This window comes from Streptomyces sp. NPDC001450 (assembly GCF_053597295.1).
On sequence record NZ_JBSFHY010000002.1, the window covers coordinates 23000 to 41077 of the forward strand.

Below are 18078 nucleotides of genomic sequence, written 5' to 3' on the forward strand. Positions count from 1 at the left end.
GGAACCCTCCGATGTCCTCTGCCGACACCCCCGCCTGCCCGGCCCGCCGCTCCTTCGTGCGGACCGCGCTGGGCGCAGGAGCCGCCGGCGCGGTCCTGGCCGGCGGCGGCTTCGCGCTCGCCGAGAGCGGTGGCACGGCCCAGGCGCAGGACGCGGGCGCGGACAGCGGCGCGAAGGTCCCCTTCCACGGCGCCCACCAGGCCGGCATCGTCACCCCGGCGCCGGCCGCGGCCACCTTCGTCTCCTTCGACGTCATCGCCGATGACCGCAAGGGTCTCGCCGACCTGCTGCGGACGATCACCGAACGGGCCCGCCTCCTCACCTCCGGCGGCACCCCCGCCGACCTGGGCGTCGGCGCGCCGCCCTCCGACAACGGCATCCTCGGCCCGGAGGTGCCCTCGGACGCCCTGACCGTCACGGTCGGCGTCGGCGCCTCCCTCTTCGACGACCGCTACGGCCTCGCAAAGGCCAGGCCCGTCCGGCTGACCCCGATGCGGACCTTCCCGAACGACAACCTGAACGCGACCGAGTGCCACGGCGACCTGTCCCTCCAGCTGTGCGCGGGCAGCAAGGACACCGTGCTGCACGCCCTGCGCGACATCGCCCGGCACACCCGCGGCGCCATGCAGATCAAGTGGCGCATCGACGGCTTCCAGAACGCCCCGCGCCCCACCGGAGCCCAGCGCAACCTGCTCGGCTTCAAGGACGGCATCGCCAACCCGGACGTCACCTCGGCCCGCGAGACCGACCGGCTGATCTGGGTCGGCGACGGGCAGGGCGAGCCGGCCTGGGCCAAGGGCGGCAGCTACCAGGTGATCCGGATCATCCGGATGCTCGTGGAGTTCTGGGACCGCGTCTCGCTGACCGAGCAGGAGAAGATGTTCGGCCGCCGCAAGGACACCGGCGCCCCGCTCGACGGCGCCAAGGAGACCGACATCCCCGACTACACCAAGGACCCGCACGGCACCGCGATCCCGGTGGACGCACACATCCGCCTGGCCAACCCGCGCACCGCGAAGACCGACAGCTCCCGCATCCTGCGCCGCGGCTACAACTACGACCGGGGCGTGGACAAGGCCGGCAACCTCGACATGGGCCTGGCCTTCTGCTGCTACCAGCAGGACGTCAAGCGCCAGTTCGAGGCCGTACAGACCCGGCTGATCGACGAACCCCTGGTCGACTACATCTCCCCGACAGGAGGCGGCTACTTCTTCGCGCTGCCCGGCGTGCGCGACGCACAGGACTGGCTCGGCCGCGGCCTGCTCTCCGCCTGACGCGCCCCCTCGGCCACGGCCTTTCCCTCCCCATGGGAAAGGCCTGCCGCGACCTTTACTGCACATGAATTGCAACTGCGGGAGGATGGCACAAGGCTGTGCACCGCAGCCGTAGCCGCACCACCACCGAAGGAAACACCCTCCCTATGACGGCCGCCCCTGGTTCCGCTCCGTCCCTCCCCGCCCGGGCCGACGCCCCGCGTTCGGCCTGGCACCGCGTCCGTGGCTCCATGACGCGGCAGGAGTGGACCAGGGTCGGCGGCATGGCCGCCTTCGTGCTCGCGCTGCACGTGATCGGCTGGGGCACGCTGGTCGGGATCGTCACCCCGGAGCACTACAGCGTCGGCACCGACACGTTCGGCATCGGCATCGGCGTGAGCGCCTACACGCTGGGCATGCGCCACGCCTTCGACGCCGACCACATCGCGGCGATCGACAACACCACCCGCAAGCTGATGGGGGAGGGGCAGCGCCCGCTGTCGGTCGGCTTCTGGTTCTCGCTCGGCCACTCCAGCATCGTCTTCGGCCTGACCCTGCTGCTCTCCCTCGGCCTGAAGGCCCTGGCCGGACCGGTCCGCGACGACAACTCCCGGCTGCACGAGGTCACCGGCCTGATCGGTACGACGGTCTCCGGCACCTTCCTCTACCTCATCGCCGGGATCAACCTCGTCATCCTGGCCGGCATCTGGAAGGTGTTCCGGCAGATGCGCTCCGGCCGGTTCGACGAGGCCGCCCTGGAGGCGCAGCTGAACAACCGCGGCTTCATGAACCGCCTCCTCGGCCGGGTCACGGGGTCGATCACCAAGCCGTGGCAGATGTACCCGCTGGGCCTGCTGTTCGGCCTCGGCTTCGACACGGCGACGGAGATCGCCCTGCTGGTCCTCGCCGGTTCGGGCGCCGCCTCGGGCCTGCCCTGGTACGCGATCCTCTGCCTCCCCGTCCTCTTCGCGGCGGGCATGTCGCTGCTGGACACCATCGACGGCACGTTCATGAACTTCGCCTACGGCTGGGCGTTCTCCAAGCCGGTCCGCAAGGTCTACTACAACCTCACCATCACCGGCCTGTCCGTCGCCGTCGCCCTCCTCATCGGCACCGTCGAACTCCTCGGCCTGCTCGCCGAGAAGCTCGACCTGCACGGCGCGTTCTGGGACTGGATCTCGGGCCTCGACCTCAACACGGTCGGCTTCGTCATCGTCGGCCTGTTCTTCGTCACCTGGGTGATCGCCCTGCTGGTGTGGAAGGCGGGCCGCATCGAGGAGAAGTGGACGGCGGGCCTGGCGGAGGGGTCCGCGGACTAGCGCCCAGTCAAGATCGCATCAAATCCCCACGTCACCCATGGTGCACGGCTCCCGTGCGGCGTCACACTGCGCTGCCGGCGTGTTCCGCTGCCGGCGCTTCGGGAGGGACCAGGGATGTACACACTCGCGTCGCAGCAGATGTCGGCGCCGGACTCGGCACTGTTCGACCTGACATGGGGGCTGGGCGCCACCGCTGTGGGCTGGGTGGCGCTGATCAATCCGCGCGGCATCCTCGAGTGGATCGCGCTGCGGCGGGGCAACGGCGGGAAGATCTGGCCGAGCCGACTGGCCGGAGGCGTGTTCGCGGTGGTGGGCCCGGTGACCGCGATCAAGGGGATTCACCATCTGCTGGAGTTGAAGGGGCCGGAGCGTCCCACGGTGTTCCACCGGACGTCCGGTCTCGCCCCGGTCCTCGCCACCGTCATGATCGTGGCCGTGGTGCTCGTCGCGGCACATGCCTGGCGCACCAACGAGTTCCTCAAGGAGGCCTGGACGGCCGGCGGCCTGCCCCGCACCTGTGCCGTCCTGGCCACCCTCGCGGCCCTGTCGTTCGTCACCTGCACCGTCTTCGGCTACATGGCGGCCGGCATGCTCTGCTGGGCCCTGGCCGGAGCGGCCGCAGCCGGACTCGTCCTCACCCGCAGCCGCGCCTGACGCCGGTCCGGCCCTGGCCAGGGCCTGTCGCCGTCGCGGTCGGGTCTCACGCCTGTGTTCGCGGGGTTGATTCGTGGAGGTCGCAGCGGCGATGGAATTTCGCGCGGTACTCCCTCGGCCGCTGTCCCGTGTGTCTGGCAAAGATGCCGCCGAATGTGCCAGGGTCGCGGTACCCGACGTCGGCAGCGATGCTTGCCACGGTCCTGTCGGTCGTCTCCAGCAGATGTATGGCTCGACGTACCCGGGCCGTCTGCAGGTACGCGAGTGGCGTCTCGCCCGCTTCGTCGCCGAAGCGACGGAGCATGGTTCTCGTGCTGACGTGGAACTCCTGGGCGAGGGCGGTCAGGTCATAGCGAGCACTGAGGTTCTGGTCGAGCCACCGCTTGACGCTGAGCGAGAACTCCTTGCCGGCGGCGGGTATGAGCCCCGGGTCGACATAGGGAGCCTGCGTGGAACGTGCATCGTCAACAAGCGCGATACGCGCGGTGCTTCGCGCGACGCGGGGGCCGTCGTGCTCGCGGATGAACCGCAGCGCGAAGTCGTACATGGCACTGAAGGCCGCAGTGGTCGTCACCCCCCGGTCGGTCACGACCAGGTTCTCCGGACGGAGCCGCACGTCGGTGTACCGGCGGGCGAACCGATCCGCGAACAACCAGGACGTGGTCGCCTCGCGCCCCCGAAGCAGGCCGGCTTCAGCGACCAGGAAGGCGCCCACGCAGATCGATACGACAGCGGTCCCGGAGGCTGCCTGCGAGCGGATCGACGCCGCTTCCGGTCCCAGCTCCGCGAGTGTCGTGTCGAGATCGAGCGTGGGCGCAAGCTCGAAGCCCGGCACGATCAGGACGTCTACCGGGCGGACCGGCGAGACGTCGAGGACCGAGCCGCCGGACGCGACCACACGCCGACGGGGCGAGATGACCGACGCCTCGTAGGCCGACCGAACCGATCCTTGGGCCGCGGCGACGTGCGTTGCCATGGCCAGGAGGTCGGGGACTCCGAATACCTCCGACGCAAAGCAGCCGGGGTAGGCCAGCACACCGATTCTCAGCGGACTCATGCGACCCCTCCGGTGCCTGTGAACGGGTGGCGATATTACCGGGACACATGGCGATCCCGCCGCTTCTCAAGGAGGGCGGGCACTGATCATCATCTTCGTCATGACCATCAGGCCAGGACAGAACGACCCCTTGGACGACTTCTCGCGGAGAGTCGTCAGCGTCGATGACGTGGACAAGACCGTGTACGTTGCCGGGTCGGGACCGGCAGTCGTCCTCATGCCCGAGATGCCGGGCATCAGCCCCGACGTCGCTCGGTTCGCGCGTTGGGTGCGCGAGGCCGGCTTCTCCGTGTACCTGCCCTCCCTCTTCGGTGTCGACGGTGCCTATCCGCTCGCCGGGGCAGGCGAGACCATCGTTCGACGCGCGTGCGTCAGCGCCGAGTTCCGAGCGTTTGCCGGTGGCGGCACCAGCCCCGTCGTGACATGGCTGCGCGGCCTTGCTCGCCTGGCGCACGCCGAGCGTGGCGGGCCCGGCGTCGGCGCCGTCGGTCTGTGCTTCACCGGCAACTTCGCCTTGACCATGGCGCTCGAACCCGCTGTCATCGCACCAGTTGTCAACCATCCGTCGCTCCCGCTCGACGACCCCGGCGGTCTGGAGATCAGCGAAGAAGACGCTGCCGCCGTTGCTGAACGCGTAGCGCGAGACGGACTGAAGGTTCTCGCCTACCGTTTCGACAACGACAGGTGGTGCACCGGCCAGCGGTTCGCGGCCTACCGGGCGCTGCTCGGGGACGCATTCGACGGCCGCGTGCTCAAAGGCGAGACGGCGAACACGAACCCTCCGCCCTTCTTCCGTGACGTTGTCGGTTGCGCCCACAGCGTCGTCACGGCGCACCTCGTCGACCAGGACGGTCACCCCACCATGCAGGCCCGTAACCAGATCATCGCCTTCCTGACCGAGCGGCTCGGGACGCGCCCTGAATGAGCCCTGGGTGCTTCAGCACGCACAGCCACAGCTTGGTCAGGAGTTCGGGTTCCTCCACAGATGCCGCTCGTCCAGGGTCCCGGACCGCACGTCTCCGCGTTCAAGGTCGACGAGGATGGGCCAGCAGCCCAACAACTGCTCTCCCACATCACGCGAGGTGAGGTACTGCACAGAGTTGTACGGCACGATCAGGAGCCCATTGCTCTCCTGGCTGTTCGCGAGAAACGCCACCGCGAGCTGCAGGGCTTCGTCTGGATGGCCCTTCAATGGGCTGAGCCCGCGGAAGTCGAACCAGTAGATGCTCTGCATGGGCGAAGCCTCGCAAATGAGGCCCCGGTGATCAGCCCTCACCAGGATTCCTCTGCATTCGGAGGCCATCGCCCTTCGGCGGCTCGGTCGTCACACCAGGCTCAAGGCTCGCTCAAATCGGGCGTACCTCCCGGGCAGCAGGCGCATACTCCCTGACAGGCACAAGCGCTTATGGGGAGAACGCGCATGAAGTCCTTGCTCACTTTCATCCGGGACATCGTCTCCGGCCGTCGGCTTCTCGCGAAGTACGGCGACCCCGAGGCCCACCGCCGCCATGACCGGGATGCCGGCCTCGCCCGCCACTACGTTCCGGCACAGCAGTTCCCCACGTCAGGGCTCGGCGGGTAATCGGGGAAGTGGTCGCGCGGTTGCCTCACGTGAGGCAACCCCGCGACCGTTCGGGACATGCCCCGCCTTCCCCCTTCGTAGGCTGCCGCCATGGAGTCGTCTGCCCCCGCCGAGGTCCTGCTGCTCGTCACCGCCAGCACCGTGCCCGGAACCGATTCGAACTCGCGAGCCTCCGCAGCGTGCAGGACCTCGATGCGGCGCGTATCAGGCAGGAGCCACGGGCGGAGCGACGCCGGCGGCTGGCCGAACCCGCCAGCCTGCAGCACATCCCTGCCGAGGTCCGCCCGGTACCCGACACAAAGGCGAACGCCGCCTGCTGTGGGGGTACTGGCCGCTGGCCGGCTACGGCCTGCGCGCCTCCCCGCGCCTTCACCTGGCTGCTCGCCGCCATGACCCTGACCGTGCTGCTCCTCATGGGCGTCGGCCTGCCCACCCACGATCCTGACCCCGCCACCACCGGCACCCTCCACGGCAGCACCATCAGCCTCAACACCAGCACCCCTGACCTGCACGGCGGATGGTCACAGCGCCTCAGCAGCGCAGCTTCCAGGGTCTCCAGGTCGTCACGGGCGACCTGGAGCAGCGCGAGCGCGGCAGTGACGTCGTCGGCGCGGTCCTCGGGCACTTCGGTCCGGAATGGGAACCGAATACACCAGAAAGGGGCCGTGGCTTCGGTGTTCGCATCGGACGCGAAGCCTTCGCGTCCGATGCGAACACGATCCGGCTGTCGAGGCGACTGGACAGCCGGCATGGCCGGTCCCGCGTGCCAGGCCGCGAGCGTCAGGACCAGGCCCCATCCCTCGCTCGTCATCCGCACCTCATCCTCGACGGACACCCGCTAGTACGCCCTACCTCGGTGCCTGGAAGCCGCCGATCTTCTGCTCGAGCAGTTCGGCCAGCCGCAGCGGGGTGCGGTCCTCGAACATCGGACCGATGAGCTGCACCCCCATCGGCAGGCCATCGGAGGCCCGGCCCGCTGGTATGGCGGTGGCGGGCAGGCCAGGCATGGTGGCCAGACCAGCCCAGACGAGCTGGTCGAAGTACGGGTACTCGACGCCGTCGATGTCGATCCGGCGTTCCAGCGGATTGGGGTTGTGGTCGTGCGGGAAAGCGGGAGTCGGCGTGATGGGACACACCACGGCATCGAACTCGGCGAAGAGCTGCCGCCAGCCGTGACGGTGGAGCTCGCGACGGTTGTTGGCCTCGATCCAGTCGCGGTGGCTGAGCACCATCCCGCGCAGCCGCGCCGCGTCGAGACTCCGGTCGTCTGCGCTCAGTCCGGCGGCGCGGGTCCGCAGCTGCTCGTAGGAGTCGACGGGAAAACGTGCGACAGAGCCCGAAAACAGTAACTGCGTGTAAAGCATGGCGGCTTCGGTCAGATCGGGCAGCAGCGGAGTGTGCCGTTCGACGCGGGCGCCGCCGTCGGCAAGCGCGTCGGCCACCCGGTTCACGCCCGCCTGCACAGCGGACCCGGTCGGAATGAGCGGATGCTCGTCGACGACCAAGACCCGGAAGTCGCCGAGCCGCTCGTGGCGCGCGGGCGGCAGCGTCAAGTCGTGCGCCTTGCCGAGCGTGAGCGGGTCCGGTCCGGCCATGACGTCGAGCAGGAGCGTGAGGTCGCGGGCACTGCGCGCCATCGGACCGACGACGGCGAGGTCGAGGTCGACCGGCAATGGCGGTACCGACGGCGCGACCATGCCGCGGGTTGCCGCCAGTCCGAGTGTCGGCTTGTGCGCATAGATGCCGCAGAAATGCGCGGGGGTGCGCAGCGAACCGGCGAGGTCGGAGCCGATGGACAGCGCGCAGAATCCGGACGCCAGGGCCGCCGCTGATCCGCCGGAGGATCCGCCCGGCGTGCGATCGTGATCCCACGGATTGTTAGTGGTGCCGTAGATCTCGTTGAAGCTCTGGATATCTTGCAGCCCCAAGGGCACATTGGTCTTACCCAGCACCACCGCGCCCGCGGCCTTGAGCCGCGACACCTGTACCGCGTCCTCGGCCGGCACATGGTCCCGGTGTTGCGGCATGCCCCAGGTCGTGGGCAGCCCGGCCATGTTGTAGGACTCTTTGACCGTCACCGGAATACCGAGCAGCGGCCGGACCTCGCCGCGGGCGCGCGCCTGGTCGGCACCGCGCGCGGCGGCCCGCGCACGGTCGAAGTCCGGCACGCAGATCGCGTTGATCACCTTGTCGTCGCGCTCGATACGGGCAATCGCCTCATCGGTCAGTTCCGCCGAGGTCACTTCACCGGCATGCAACGCGGCCGCCAACTCCTCGGCCGTCTGAAAACTCCTCTCCATGAATCCGACGCTACCGGCCTCTGAAGCAGGCCATGAAATGCCGCTTCGCGCAACGGGATAGATGTCTCAACTCATCATGTTGCTCTCCGGCCACAGAAAATTCGCCCGACCGCTGGGCATGGCGACGCGCGGTGGCCTGGCACACCTACGGAGATGGTCACGACGGAGGCGCTGCTGGAAGCAGGAACACAACACGGCCATGCTCGGCATAGCCAGGCTGCACAACCTCGCCCTCATTGGAAGAGCTGGCTTCGCCTCACGGTGAAAGTATCCTGCCCGTCCAGCGTCGCGACGCTGTCGGGCGAGGTGGAGACCGTCACGATCTCGTCGCCGACTGTCCCCACGGCATCGCCCTGGACCACACACGCCACCGTGACCTCGACCGGGTAGGTCGAGTCAGGGGTCAGCTCACCAAGCTGGGCAAAGATCGCACACTTGTCGATCAAGGACCAGCAGTGTCCCGTTGCATCGATGAACCGGACCTCCACGATGCCGGGGAACGGCTCATCGTCCACCCAGCGAACCGCTTCGCAGCGCAACTCAGGCACTCGGCCCCCATTCCAGAGCCGCGCCACCGCGGCAACGACCGTCAGTATGCCCGAGAGGCCGACATCACTTACGGGACAGCCTTCAGGTCCGCACCCCCAGCTCCTTGCGCCACTTCGTCAGTTGCTGGGCCGGATCGCCCGTGAACGACCACGGGGTGCGGGTGGCGCGGCGGCCGAGCAGGCGGAGCAGGGACGCGGCGACGTCCGCCGTGCCGGCCAGACAGGCCGCGTGCGCCAGGTGGTTGAGGTCGCGCAGCTCGGTCGGGGCCGGATTGCTGTCCGGGCGGGCCCGCACCCAGCGCTCCCAGGTGCGCCGTACGTCGTTGACCGCGCCGTCGTGGTCCCAGTGCTGGCCGAGGCCGACCGAGCCCTGCCGGCCGCGGGCGGCGTCGAGGGCGTAGCGGTACTCCTCGACCCGGGCGTACTGGACCAGCACCGGCAGCGGGCAGCCGGGCGGTGCCACCCCGGCCGCGTCCCGGGCGAAGTCGTACATCAGGCCGTGCGTGCCGTGCCAGCGGGCCGAGTAGTAGTGGAGGACCTGCAGGTGGCCCTCCACGCTGAAGGGGTCCCGCCGGTGCAACTCGTCCCACCAGCGGGCCAGTTCCTGGCGCCGTACCCCTGTCGGATACAGCCGGGCGACGGAGATCAGCGACACCCACGGGGTCGGGTCCTCGGGGCAGGCCTCGGTGGCGTGCAGACAGGCCAGGACCGCGGTGTCGATGCGGTCCCGGTCGATCGGCACACCCCGCCCGGCGGAGATGGCCAGGTGGAAGGCCCGGGCCGTCTCCGTCGCCGCGCGCAGCACCTGCGCGTCCGCGTTGCCGGGCTCGGCGGCCAGCCACGACTCCACCGTCGAACTGCCCGCGCAGGCCTGCGCCAGCAGCCGTACCCGGTGGCCGCGCAGCGTCCGGTCCTCGCCGGTGACCCACAGCAGGTCCCTGAGGCCCTGCCAGCGGCCGATGACGATGTCCTGCCGGGCGGAGGTGAGCCGCGCGTCCCCGCAGTCGGGGTCGAAATCGGGCGTGAAACGGTCTCGCGCCATCGGGATCTCCCTCAGAAGTCGGTGGCGAGACCCTCGTGCGGCTGTGACGGCACACCGGCGCCGTCGGGAACGTACTCCGCCTCCACGGCGCGGGTCGCGTCCAGCTTCGCGGGCCGGTAGTAGTCGCTGCCCTGCCCCCAGTACCAGAGCATCGGGACGAGCCCGACGGCCAGTCCGCCGATGCCGATCGCGATCGCGGCGCCGCTCAGCTCGCCCAGCGACTCGACGAAGATCCAGAACATGAACACGGCGCCGAACAGCGGCCACAGCCCGCCGAGCAGGAAGTTGGCCGGCGACTTCAGCAGCATCTTGCGGTAGGCGACGACCACCGCGAGACCGGCGAGGCCGTAGTAGACGGCGATCTGCAGGCCGATCGCCGAGATCGCGTCGGCGAGGATCTCGCCCACCGAGCCGAGCGCGTTGGCGGCGATGAACATCGCCAGCGCCACCGCGCCGACCACCACGATCGCCACCCACGGCGTGTTCCAGGCACGGTGCACCCGGCCCAGCGCGGTCGGCATCGTACGGTCCCGGCCCATCGCGAACAGCGAGCGCGTGACCTGGATGAGCGTGGTCTCCAGCGTGGCGATGGTGGACAGCATCACGGACACGATGAGCAGCTTGCCGCCCCAGCCCGGCCAGATCTCCTCGCCCAGCGCCGCGAGCACGTTGGCGTCGTTCTCCTCGATCTGCTTCGAGGTCAGGATGACGTTCACGGCGATGGTGAACACCTCGAACAGCAGGAAGACGATCCCGACCCCGATCAGGCCGGCGAGTCCGGTCGTACGACGGCTGTTTCGGGTCTCCTCGCTGAGGTTGCTGGTGACGTCCCAACCCCAGTAGTAGAACGCGGCGAGCAGCGCGCCGGACGCGAACCCGCCCATGCCGTCGAAGTGGGAGAAGCCCAGCCAGGACCAGTCGAAGGCGCGGGCGTTGTGCGTGTGGAAGACGGCGAGCACCGCGAACAGCGCCAGAATGCCCAGCTCCACACCGGACATGAGCAGCTGGGCGCGGACGGTGAGCCGGGCCCCGCCGAGCACCACGCCCAGCATGACGAGGAACCACACCGCGCCGACCACCGTGGACAGCGCCGTGTTGTCCGCGAGTTTCTCGTCGAAGAGGGCCAGCGTCATCGACCCGGCGGGCAGCGAACCGGCCACCATGAAGATGGTCGCGGAGATCACCAGCGCCCAGCCGCTGATGAAGCCCAGGAACGGGTGAAGGGTACGGCCCACCCAGGAGTAGCTGGCGCCCGCGTTGACGTCGATCCGGCTGAGGTAGCTGAACGCCAGGGCGATGCCCAGCATGGGTATCGCGCAGTACAGCAGGGCGGCCGGGCTGGCCAGTCCCACCGCGCCGACGAGGACGGCGGTGGTCGCGGCGAGCGAGTACGCCGGTGCGCTGCCGGCCACCGCCATCACCACGGTGTCGAACGTGCCGAGGACATTGGCCTGCAGTCCTCTGCCCCTGTTGTTGCTCATGGTCGTGCCGCTTTCCGGTTGTGCACGGCGCACGGGCGCCCGGCCCTACGGCGTGCAGGTGGGGGGTGGACCCGCCTCGTACCCGAAAAGGGATGGCCTCGGGTCATGAGCCGGTCAGGAAGAACGGGGGTGGATGGACACACCGTGCTGCCGAGCGTCGGCGGACGGTCACCGTGTGTGGGTGTGACTATAGCGTCACTCATTGACCTTTCAAGATGACCAACCGGTAACGTCCGCTGACCTGTTCCGACACCGCTCAGTCGGCGAGATGTTCGATCTGGCGCAGGCGGTTCGTCGCGTCCAGGGCGGCCACCTTGTACGACTCCGCCAGCGTCGGGTAGTTGAAGACCGCGTCCACCAGATAGTCAACCGTGCCGCCGCAGCCCATCACCGACTGGCCGATGTGAATCAGCTCGGTGGCGCCGGTGCCGAAGCAGTGCACACCGAGCAGGGTGCGGTCCACCGGGGAGACCAGCAGCTTCAGCATGCCGTGCGAGTCCCCGATGATCTGGCCCCGGGCCAGTTCCCGGTAGCGGGCTACGCCCACCTCGAACGGGACGCAGTCCTCGGTGAGTTGGTCCTCGGTCCGGCCGACGAAGCTGATCTCCGGAATCGTGTAGATCCCGATCGGCTGGAGGTGGTGCATCTGCCCGACCCGCTCCCCGCACGCGTGGTACGCCGCCGCCCGGCCCTGCTCCATGGAGGTCGCCGCGAGCGCCGGGAAGCCGATGACGTCACCGACGGCGTAGATGTGCGGCACCTGGGTGCGGTAGTGCTCGTCCACCTCGATCCGGCCGCGCGCGTCCGCCCTCAGCCCCGCCCGGTCCAGGTCGAGCCCGGCGGTCAGGCCCTGACGGCCGGCCGAGTACATCACCGTGTCGGCAGGGATCTTCTTGCCGCTCTCCAGCACGGTCAGCGTGCCCCGCGCATGGCGCTCGACGGCGGCGACGGTCTCCCCGAACCGGAAGGTGACGGCGAGGTCCCGCAGGTGGTACTTGAGCGACTCCACGACCTCCACGTCGCACAGATCCAGCATCCCGGGCCGCTTCTCCACGACCGTCACCTTGCTGCCGAGCGCGGCGAACATCGAGGCGTACTCCATGCCGATCACGCCGGCGCCCACGATCACCATCGAGCGCGGCACCCGCTCCAGGGAGAGCACGTTGTCCGAGTCCATGATCGTGCGCCCGTCGAACGCCACGCTGTCCGGGCGGGCCGGCCGGGTGCCGGTGGCGATGACGATGTGCTCGGCGCTCAGCAGCCGTTCGTGACCGGTGACCTCGTCGCGCAGGGCGACGGTGTGCGGGTCGGTGAACCGGCCGGTGCCCGAGTAGAGGGCCACGTGGTTGCGGGAGAGCTGGCTGCGGACGACGTCCACCTCCCGGCCGACCACGTGCCGGGTGCGCGCGGTGAGGTCGGCGACGGTGATGTCCTCCTTGAGCCGGTAGCTCTGCCCGTACAGGTCGCGCTGGGTGAGGCCGGTCAGGTACAGCACGGCCTCGCGCAGGGTCTTGGACGGGACGGTGCCGGTGTGCAGGGAGACCCCGCCGAGCATGTCGGGGCGGTCGACGACGGCGACCCGGCGGCCGAGCTTGGCCGCGGCGATGGCGGCCTTCTGCCCGCCGGGTCCGGATCCGATGACGAGCATGTCGAAGTCGGGCATCTTCCGGAGTCTGACAGCCACCGGGCACTGCACGGAAGGCCCGCGCCGCCGCCGGGCGGCCAGGAGCGTCGCCGACCGGCGCACGGCCGTCGCAGGCCACCGGCTGCCCGGACCCGACGCGCTGAGAACACCTTCCGGCTGCCGCGTCGCAACCTGGCGCGCCACTACAACCTCCCTGCCGCCAGGCAGGGAGCCATGGGCCGCGCCCGGGTGTCCTGTCCGTCGAGCTGAGCGCCTGCCTCCGGGGTGGGCGTTCAGCCCCGTCTGTGGCGGCCGCCGCCGGCTCAGGTCAGGGGCAGCCTCATGATGGTCAGGTCGAGCCGCCGGCCGAACTTGGTGCCGACCTCCGGCACGGTTCCGACGTGGTGGAACCCGAACCGCTCGTGCAGCCGGATCGACGCGGTGTTGCCGGCTTCGATGCCGGCGATGACGACGTGGTGGCCCGCCTCACGGGCAGCGGCGATGAGGGCGGCGAGCAGCGCGGAGCCGATGCCGAGTCCGTGCCGGCCCTCGCGGACGTAGACCGAGTCCTCCACCGTGTGGCGGTACCCGTCCAGGCTCCGCCACGGGCCGAACACCGCGAACCCGGCCACCTCGCCCTCCGCCTCGGCCACGAACGCCGAGCCTCGCTCCAGGTGAGCGGCCAGCCAGGCCGCCCCCTCGGCGGGGGACTGCGGGGCCTGCGTCCACAGGGCCGTCGAGTGCTCGACCGCGTGGTTGCGGATCGCGCGGATCGCCTCCGCGTCGCCGGAATGTGCCGGACGTACCGTCACGGCCCGGCTTCTCTCGTATATTGGATCCATGTCCAACATAGTAGATCCTCTGGTGGGGCAGATCGCCGCCCGAGTCCGCACCGAACGGGAACGCCGCCGCTGGACCCTGGCCCAGCTCGCGGACGCCTCCGGGGTCTCCCAGGCCATGATCAGCAGGATCGAGCGCGGCGAGAGCAGCCCCACCGCCGTCGTCCTCGGCAAGCTGTCCGCCGCCTTCCAGCTCAGCGTCGCCTCCTTGCTCGCCCTCGCCGAAGGAACCCGGGACGACGAAGGAACGCGGGACGGCACGGACGGCATCGCGGGAGTGCGCCGCCGGGGCGACGCGCCCGAGTGGCGCGACCCCGGCACCGGCTACCGGCGCCGCCAGATCACCGGCCCGCACTTCCCCGCGGAGATCGCCGAGATCCGCCTGCCCGCCGGTGCCCGTGTGCCGTATCCGGCCGCGGCCTTCGCCTTCGTGCGACAGGTCGTCTGGGTCCTCGACGGCCACCTGACCTTCCACGACGGTGACACGGTCCACGAACTCGACGCGGGCGACACCATCGAACTCGGCGAGCCCGCCGAGCGCGTCTTCGCCAACACCACCGACGCCGAGTGCCGGTACGCCGTCGTCCTCACCCGCGGCGCACAGCCGTGACCCGCCCCCTTCCCCGAGGGGGCGGGTTCCTCCTCGCCGCCATAGCCGGGACGGCGATCGCGAACAACTACGCCCTGCAGCCCGCGCTCACCGCGGTCGCGGCCGACCTGGGCGTCCCCCTCTCGGTGATCGGCCTCGTACCGACCGCCGCGCTCGCCGGCTGCATGACCGGCTTCGCCCTCCTGCTCCCGCTCACCGACCACCTGGCCCCCAACCGCCTGATGGCCGCACAACTCACCGCCCTGGCCGCCGCCCTCACACTCGCCGCGGAGGCACCCGGCGCGGTCGCGCTCCTGGCCGCCTACCTGCTCATCGGCGCGGCCGCCAGTGTCGCGGCCCAGGCCGGCAGCATCGCCGGCCGGCACGCCCCGCCCCGGGGCCGGGGAACCGGCGTCGCCACCGTGGCCCCCGGCATGTCGGCCGGTATCCTGCTCAGCCGCCTGGCGGGGGGAACCCTCGCCGACGTCCTCGGCTGGCGGCGGATGCTCCTCGTCTTCGCCGCCCTCGCCCTGCTCGGTGCGATCGCCGCCGCCACGCTCCTGCCCCGGCAGCGGCCGCAATCCCGCCGCGGCTACCGCGCCACCCTCGGCGCACTTCCCCCGCTCCTTCGCCGCCACCCGCAGCTGCGCCGAGCGGTGGCCACCGGCGGGCTGTGGTACTTCGCCTTCAACCTCGTCTGGGTCGCCCTCGCTCTTGCCCTCGCCCAGCCGCCCTACTCCCTCGACCCGACCACCATCGGCCTGTACAGCCTGGCCGGACTCCTCGGCTTCGCCGCGCTCCCGGTCACCGGACGCCTCGCCGACCGGTACGGTCCCCGCGCCGTGATCACCGTCTCCATGGTGGCCGCCGCGGCCGGGGTCGCCCTCCTGGTCACCGGCTTGAACACCCCGTTGGTCACGGCAGCCGGACTCGCGCTCTGCGACGCCGGCTGCTTCGCCGCCCAGGCCGCCAACCAGAGCCGGATCATCGCCCTCGATCCCCAACACTCCGGCAGCCTCAGCAGCGTCTATCTCGTGCTGTACTTCACGGTCGGCGCCGTCGGCACCGGCCTCGCCGCACCCCTGCTGAGCACCCTCGGCTGGCAGGGCACCGCCCTGACCGCCCTCGCCGCGCTGCTCCTCGCCGCCGCCCAAGGACGCAGCGGCACGGCACACCTGCGCGACTGCTGACATACGGCTTCGCGACGACCGTACGGTCCGATGCGCGGGCAGCACGGGCGCCGGGCGGGCACGCTGCCGTAAGGCCGGCCCGCCCCTGCCCGGCGCCTCCCCGTTGGTGTGCTCGGGTTTCCCGGACCGCCCTAGGGCAGCAGCTTCTCCACGGCTGCCCGGCCCTCGGTCTCCAGCTTGCGGCGCGCCCAGTCGAGGTTCGCCGGAGTGACGTCCCTGCCCGCCGCCATCACCAGGTCCTCCGCGGTGACGTCCCTCGACGGAGCGGAGTGGAGCAGGGCGTCCGGGGTGCAGTGGTCGTCGGGCGAACGGGACTCTTCGGGTGTGGATGTCGACATGATGCCTCCTCCTCGGTCCGGATGACCGCATCCGTGCCGGTGCCTCCGAACGGGGCACACCCCCACCATTCCGCGCCTCGGCGCACCCTGCATCCGGAAGGCGCCGCGGCGCCTCCCGGATGCAGAGTGACAGGCCGCTGCCTGCCCGAAGGGCGGGCCACGGGAATTGTCAGACGGGCCCTAAGCTGGGATGCAGCCCGAGCTGGAATGCAGCCCGCACACCGCACCGGGAGGCCTGAGCGATGGCCGAGATCCCCTTCCCGCAGGACCTGTCCGGGAGCCCCCGCTACCTGCCGATCGCCGAACACGGTCTCATCGGCGATCTGCGCAGCGTCGCCCTGGTCGGCTCCAACGGCACGATCGACTGGTACTGCTCCCCGTCCTTCGACGCACCCAGCGTCTTCGCGGCCATCCTCGACGCCGAGCGCGGCGGCCGCTTCGAGCTGGCCGCCGCCGTACCGGCGCGCACCAAGCAGTTCTACTTCCCGGACACCAACGTGCTGATCACCCGGTTCTTCACCGAGGACGGCGTGGGCGAGGTCCAGGACTTCATGCCGGTCAGCGGAGAGGAGTCACACCTGGAGGGCCGGCACCGGCTCATCCGGCGCGTGGTGTGCGTCCGCGGCACCGTGCCCTTCCGGGCCCTGATCGCCCCGCGCTTCGACTACGGCTCCGACGCGCACACCCTGCGCACCCTGGACGGCCTCGTCGTCTTCGAGTCCCCCAAGCTGTCCCTCGCCCTCACGTCCACCGTCGTCGTGGAGTGCGACGGCCGGGACGCGCGGGCCGACTTCAAGCTGAGCGAGGGCGAGACGGCGGTGCTCGCCCTGGACCAGGTCGGCGCCGAGGTGGCCCCCCGCGGCTGCGCCCACGCCGAGGCCGAGGCCGAGTTCAACGCCACCGTCGCCTACTGGCGGCGCTGGCTGCACCAGTCCCGCTACCGGGGCCGCTGGCGCGAGATGGTGCACCGCTCCGCCCTCACCCTCAAGCTCCTCACCTACGCCCCCACCGGCGCCATCGTCGCCGCGCCCACCACCAGCCTGCCCGAGCAACTCGGCGGCGGGCGCAACTGGGACTACCGCTACGTGTGGGTCCGCGACGCGGCCTTCGCCGTCTACGCACTGCTCAGGCTCGGCTTCAGCGGCGAGGCCGCGGCCTTCATGAAGTTCCTGACCACACACATCAGCCCCGGCAGCGGCGACGGCTCCGGCCCGCTGCAGATCATGTACGGCATCGACGGCCGTGCCGACCTGCCCGAACGCGAACTGCCCCACCTGGAGGGACACCTCGGCTCAGCCCCGGTCCGGGTCGGCAACGCCGCCGCCGACCAGCTCCAGCTGGACATCTACGGCGCCCTGATCGACTCGATCTACCTCTACGACAAGTGGGCCGAGCCCATCTCCAGCGGCCAGTGGGACGACGTGTGCCAGCTCGTCAACTGGGTGTGCGACCACTGGGACCAGCCCGACGAGGGCGTGTGGGAGACCCGCGGCGGCCGCAAGACCTTCCTGTACTCGCGGCTGATGTGCTGGGTCGCGATCGAAAGGGCCATCCGCCTCGCCACCCACCGCGGGCTGCCCGCCGACCATCGCCGCTGGCGCCAGGCCCGGGACGCCATCTACCGGCGGATCATGGACCGCGGCTGGTCGGAGCGCCGTAACGCCTTCGTGCAGTACGAGGGTGCCGACGTGCTCGACGCCTCGGTGCTGATGATGCCGCTGGCCAAGTTCATCGCGCCGACCGACCCCAAGTGGCTGAACACCCTGGACGCCCTCTCCGAGGACCTGGTCTCCGACTCCCTCGTCTACCGCTACGACCCACAGGCCAGCCCCGACGGACTCCGCGGTGACGAGGGCACCTTCTCCATCTGCTCCTTCTGGTACGTCGAGGCACTGGTCCGGGCCGGCCGGCTGGACGAGGCCCGGCTGGCCTTCGAGAAGATGCTCACCTACGCCAACCATCTCGGCCTGTACGCCGAGGAGATCGGCCGCACCGGCGAGCAACAGGGCAACTTCCCGCAGGCGTTCACCCACCTGTCTCTCATCAGCGCCGCGTTCAACCTGGACCGTGCCCTGGGCTGACCGCCCCGGCGCCTACCGGTTGTCACCGCCCATGACAGCCCGCGCGGGCGCCACAACTCCGTCCGCCGAGCGGCTGTTCCTCCCCGGCCGCACGGGGGAGTCCGATCGGCGATTCCTGCGCGAGAACACGCCGGAGATCGTCCCCCGCGGCCTGACGCGCCCTCAACGGATTTCCGCGCAG

General features: G+C 70.3%; 17 protein-coding genes. 8 read left to right on the forward strand and 9 right to left on the reverse strand.

All coding sequences use genetic code 11. The features are described 5' to 3' along the window. Positions 1-11 precede the first annotated feature (11 nt). The 3 genes from efeB (at position 12) to ACWC5O_RS01965 (ending at position 3226) form a co-directional block, all read left to right on the forward strand. A complete protein-coding gene (efeB, locus tag ACWC5O_RS01955; protein ID WP_450582114.1) occupies positions 12-1274 on the forward strand; it encodes an iron uptake transporter deferrochelatase/peroxidase subunit in 1263 nt (420 codons plus the stop codon). A 146-nt stretch (positions 1275-1420) separates the two neighbouring features. Then, positions 1421-2572, forward strand: coding sequence for a HoxN/HupN/NixA family nickel/cobalt transporter (locus tag ACWC5O_RS01960; protein WP_450582112.1), 1152 nt, complete (start codon positions 1421-1423; stop codon positions 2570-2572). A 114-nt stretch (positions 2573-2686) separates the two neighbouring features. Beyond that, positions 2687-3226, forward strand: coding sequence for a hypothetical protein (locus tag ACWC5O_RS01965; RefSeq protein WP_450582110.1), 540 nt, complete (start codon positions 2687-2689; stop codon positions 3224-3226). A gap of 46 nt (positions 3227-3272) precedes the next feature. Here the strand turns inward: ACWC5O_RS01965 and ACWC5O_RS01970 are convergent, their stop codons facing one another. After that, positions 3273-4283: a GlxA family transcriptional regulator gene (locus ACWC5O_RS01970; protein WP_450582108.1), complete on the reverse strand. Its 1011-nt coding sequence runs from the start codon at positions 4281-4283 to the stop codon at positions 3273-3275. Between the two features lie 100 nt (positions 4284-4383). Between ACWC5O_RS01970 and ACWC5O_RS01975 the strand changes: the two genes are divergently transcribed. Further along, entirely contained in the window at positions 4384-5208 is an 825-nt protein-coding gene (locus ACWC5O_RS01975) for a dienelactone hydrolase family protein (RefSeq protein ID WP_450582106.1), read from the forward strand. A 36-nt stretch (positions 5209-5244) separates the two neighbouring features. On the opposite strand, the gene ACWC5O_RS01980 is transcribed toward ACWC5O_RS01975, so the two are convergent. After that, positions 5245-5517, reverse strand: a complete 273-nt coding sequence (locus ACWC5O_RS01980) for a YrhB domain-containing protein (protein ID WP_450582104.1) — start codon at positions 5515-5517, stop codon at positions 5245-5247. A 186-nt stretch (positions 5518-5703) separates the two neighbouring features. On the opposite strand from ACWC5O_RS01980, the gene ACWC5O_RS01985 reads away from it, so the two are divergent. Further along, the gene (locus ACWC5O_RS01985) at positions 5704-5865 is read left to right on the forward strand and encodes a hypothetical protein (RefSeq protein WP_450582103.1); all 162 of its coding nucleotides are present in this window, start codon (positions 5704-5706) and stop codon (positions 5863-5865) included. Positions 5866-6713: 848 nt separating this feature from the next. On the opposite strand, the gene ACWC5O_RS01990 is transcribed toward ACWC5O_RS01985, so the two are convergent. The 6 genes from ACWC5O_RS01990 to ACWC5O_RS02015 all read right to left on the reverse strand — a co-directional run bounded on the left by ACWC5O_RS01990 (position 6714) and on the right by ACWC5O_RS02015 (position 13702). Continuing rightward, the gene (locus ACWC5O_RS01990) at positions 6714-8165 is read right to left on the reverse strand and encodes an amidase (protein WP_450582101.1); all 1452 of its coding nucleotides are present in this window, start codon (positions 8163-8165) and stop codon (positions 6714-6716) included. 233 nt (positions 8166-8398) lie between these two features. Continuing rightward, a complete protein-coding gene (locus ACWC5O_RS01995) occupies positions 8399-8713 on the reverse strand; it encodes a hypothetical protein (protein ID WP_450582100.1) in 315 nt (104 codons plus the stop codon). A gap of 82 nt (positions 8714-8795) precedes the next feature. Continuing rightward, positions 8796-9755, reverse strand: a complete 960-nt coding sequence (locus tag ACWC5O_RS02000; RefSeq protein WP_450582098.1) for a hypothetical protein — start codon at positions 9753-9755, stop codon at positions 8796-8798. Between the two features lie 11 nt (positions 9756-9766). Continuing rightward, positions 9767-11236, reverse strand: coding sequence for an APC family permease (locus tag ACWC5O_RS02005; RefSeq protein ID WP_450582096.1), 1470 nt, complete (start codon positions 11234-11236; stop codon positions 9767-9769). A 256-nt stretch (positions 11237-11492) separates the two neighbouring features. Then, the gene (sthA, locus tag ACWC5O_RS02010; protein ID WP_450582094.1) at positions 11493-12899 is read right to left on the reverse strand and encodes a Si-specific NAD(P)(+) transhydrogenase; all 1407 of its coding nucleotides are present in this window, start codon (positions 12897-12899) and stop codon (positions 11493-11495) included. A gap of 284 nt (positions 12900-13183) precedes the next feature. Continuing rightward, entirely contained in the window at positions 13184-13702 is a 519-nt protein-coding gene (locus ACWC5O_RS02015) for an N-acetyltransferase family protein (RefSeq protein WP_450582093.1), read from the reverse strand. On the opposite strand from ACWC5O_RS02015, the gene ACWC5O_RS02020 reads away from it, so the two are divergent. Next, entirely contained in the window at positions 13701-14309 is a 609-nt protein-coding gene (locus ACWC5O_RS02020) for a helix-turn-helix domain-containing protein (RefSeq protein ID WP_450582091.1), read from the forward strand. The genes ACWC5O_RS02015 and ACWC5O_RS02020 overlap by 2 nt on opposite strands. Then, positions 14306-15478 carry an MFS transporter gene (locus ACWC5O_RS02025; RefSeq protein ID WP_450582089.1) on the forward strand — a complete coding sequence of 391 codons (1173 nt, stop codon included), beginning with the start codon at positions 14306-14308 and terminating at the stop codon, positions 15476-15478. The genes ACWC5O_RS02020 and ACWC5O_RS02025 overlap by 4 nt, the downstream gene beginning before the upstream one ends. A 131-nt stretch (positions 15479-15609) precedes the next feature. Here the strand turns inward: ACWC5O_RS02025 and ACWC5O_RS02030 are convergent, their stop codons facing one another. Continuing rightward, positions 15610-15816: a hypothetical protein gene (locus ACWC5O_RS02030; RefSeq protein WP_450582087.1), complete on the reverse strand. Its 207-nt coding sequence runs from the start codon at positions 15814-15816 to the stop codon at positions 15610-15612. A 242-nt stretch (positions 15817-16058) separates the two neighbouring features. Here ACWC5O_RS02030 and ACWC5O_RS02035 point away from each other — a divergent pair, with 242 nt between their 5' ends. Next, positions 16059-17897, forward strand: coding sequence for a glycoside hydrolase family 15 protein (locus tag ACWC5O_RS02035; RefSeq protein WP_450582086.1), 1839 nt, complete (start codon positions 16059-16061; stop codon positions 17895-17897). Positions 17898-18078: the final 181 nt, after the last annotated feature.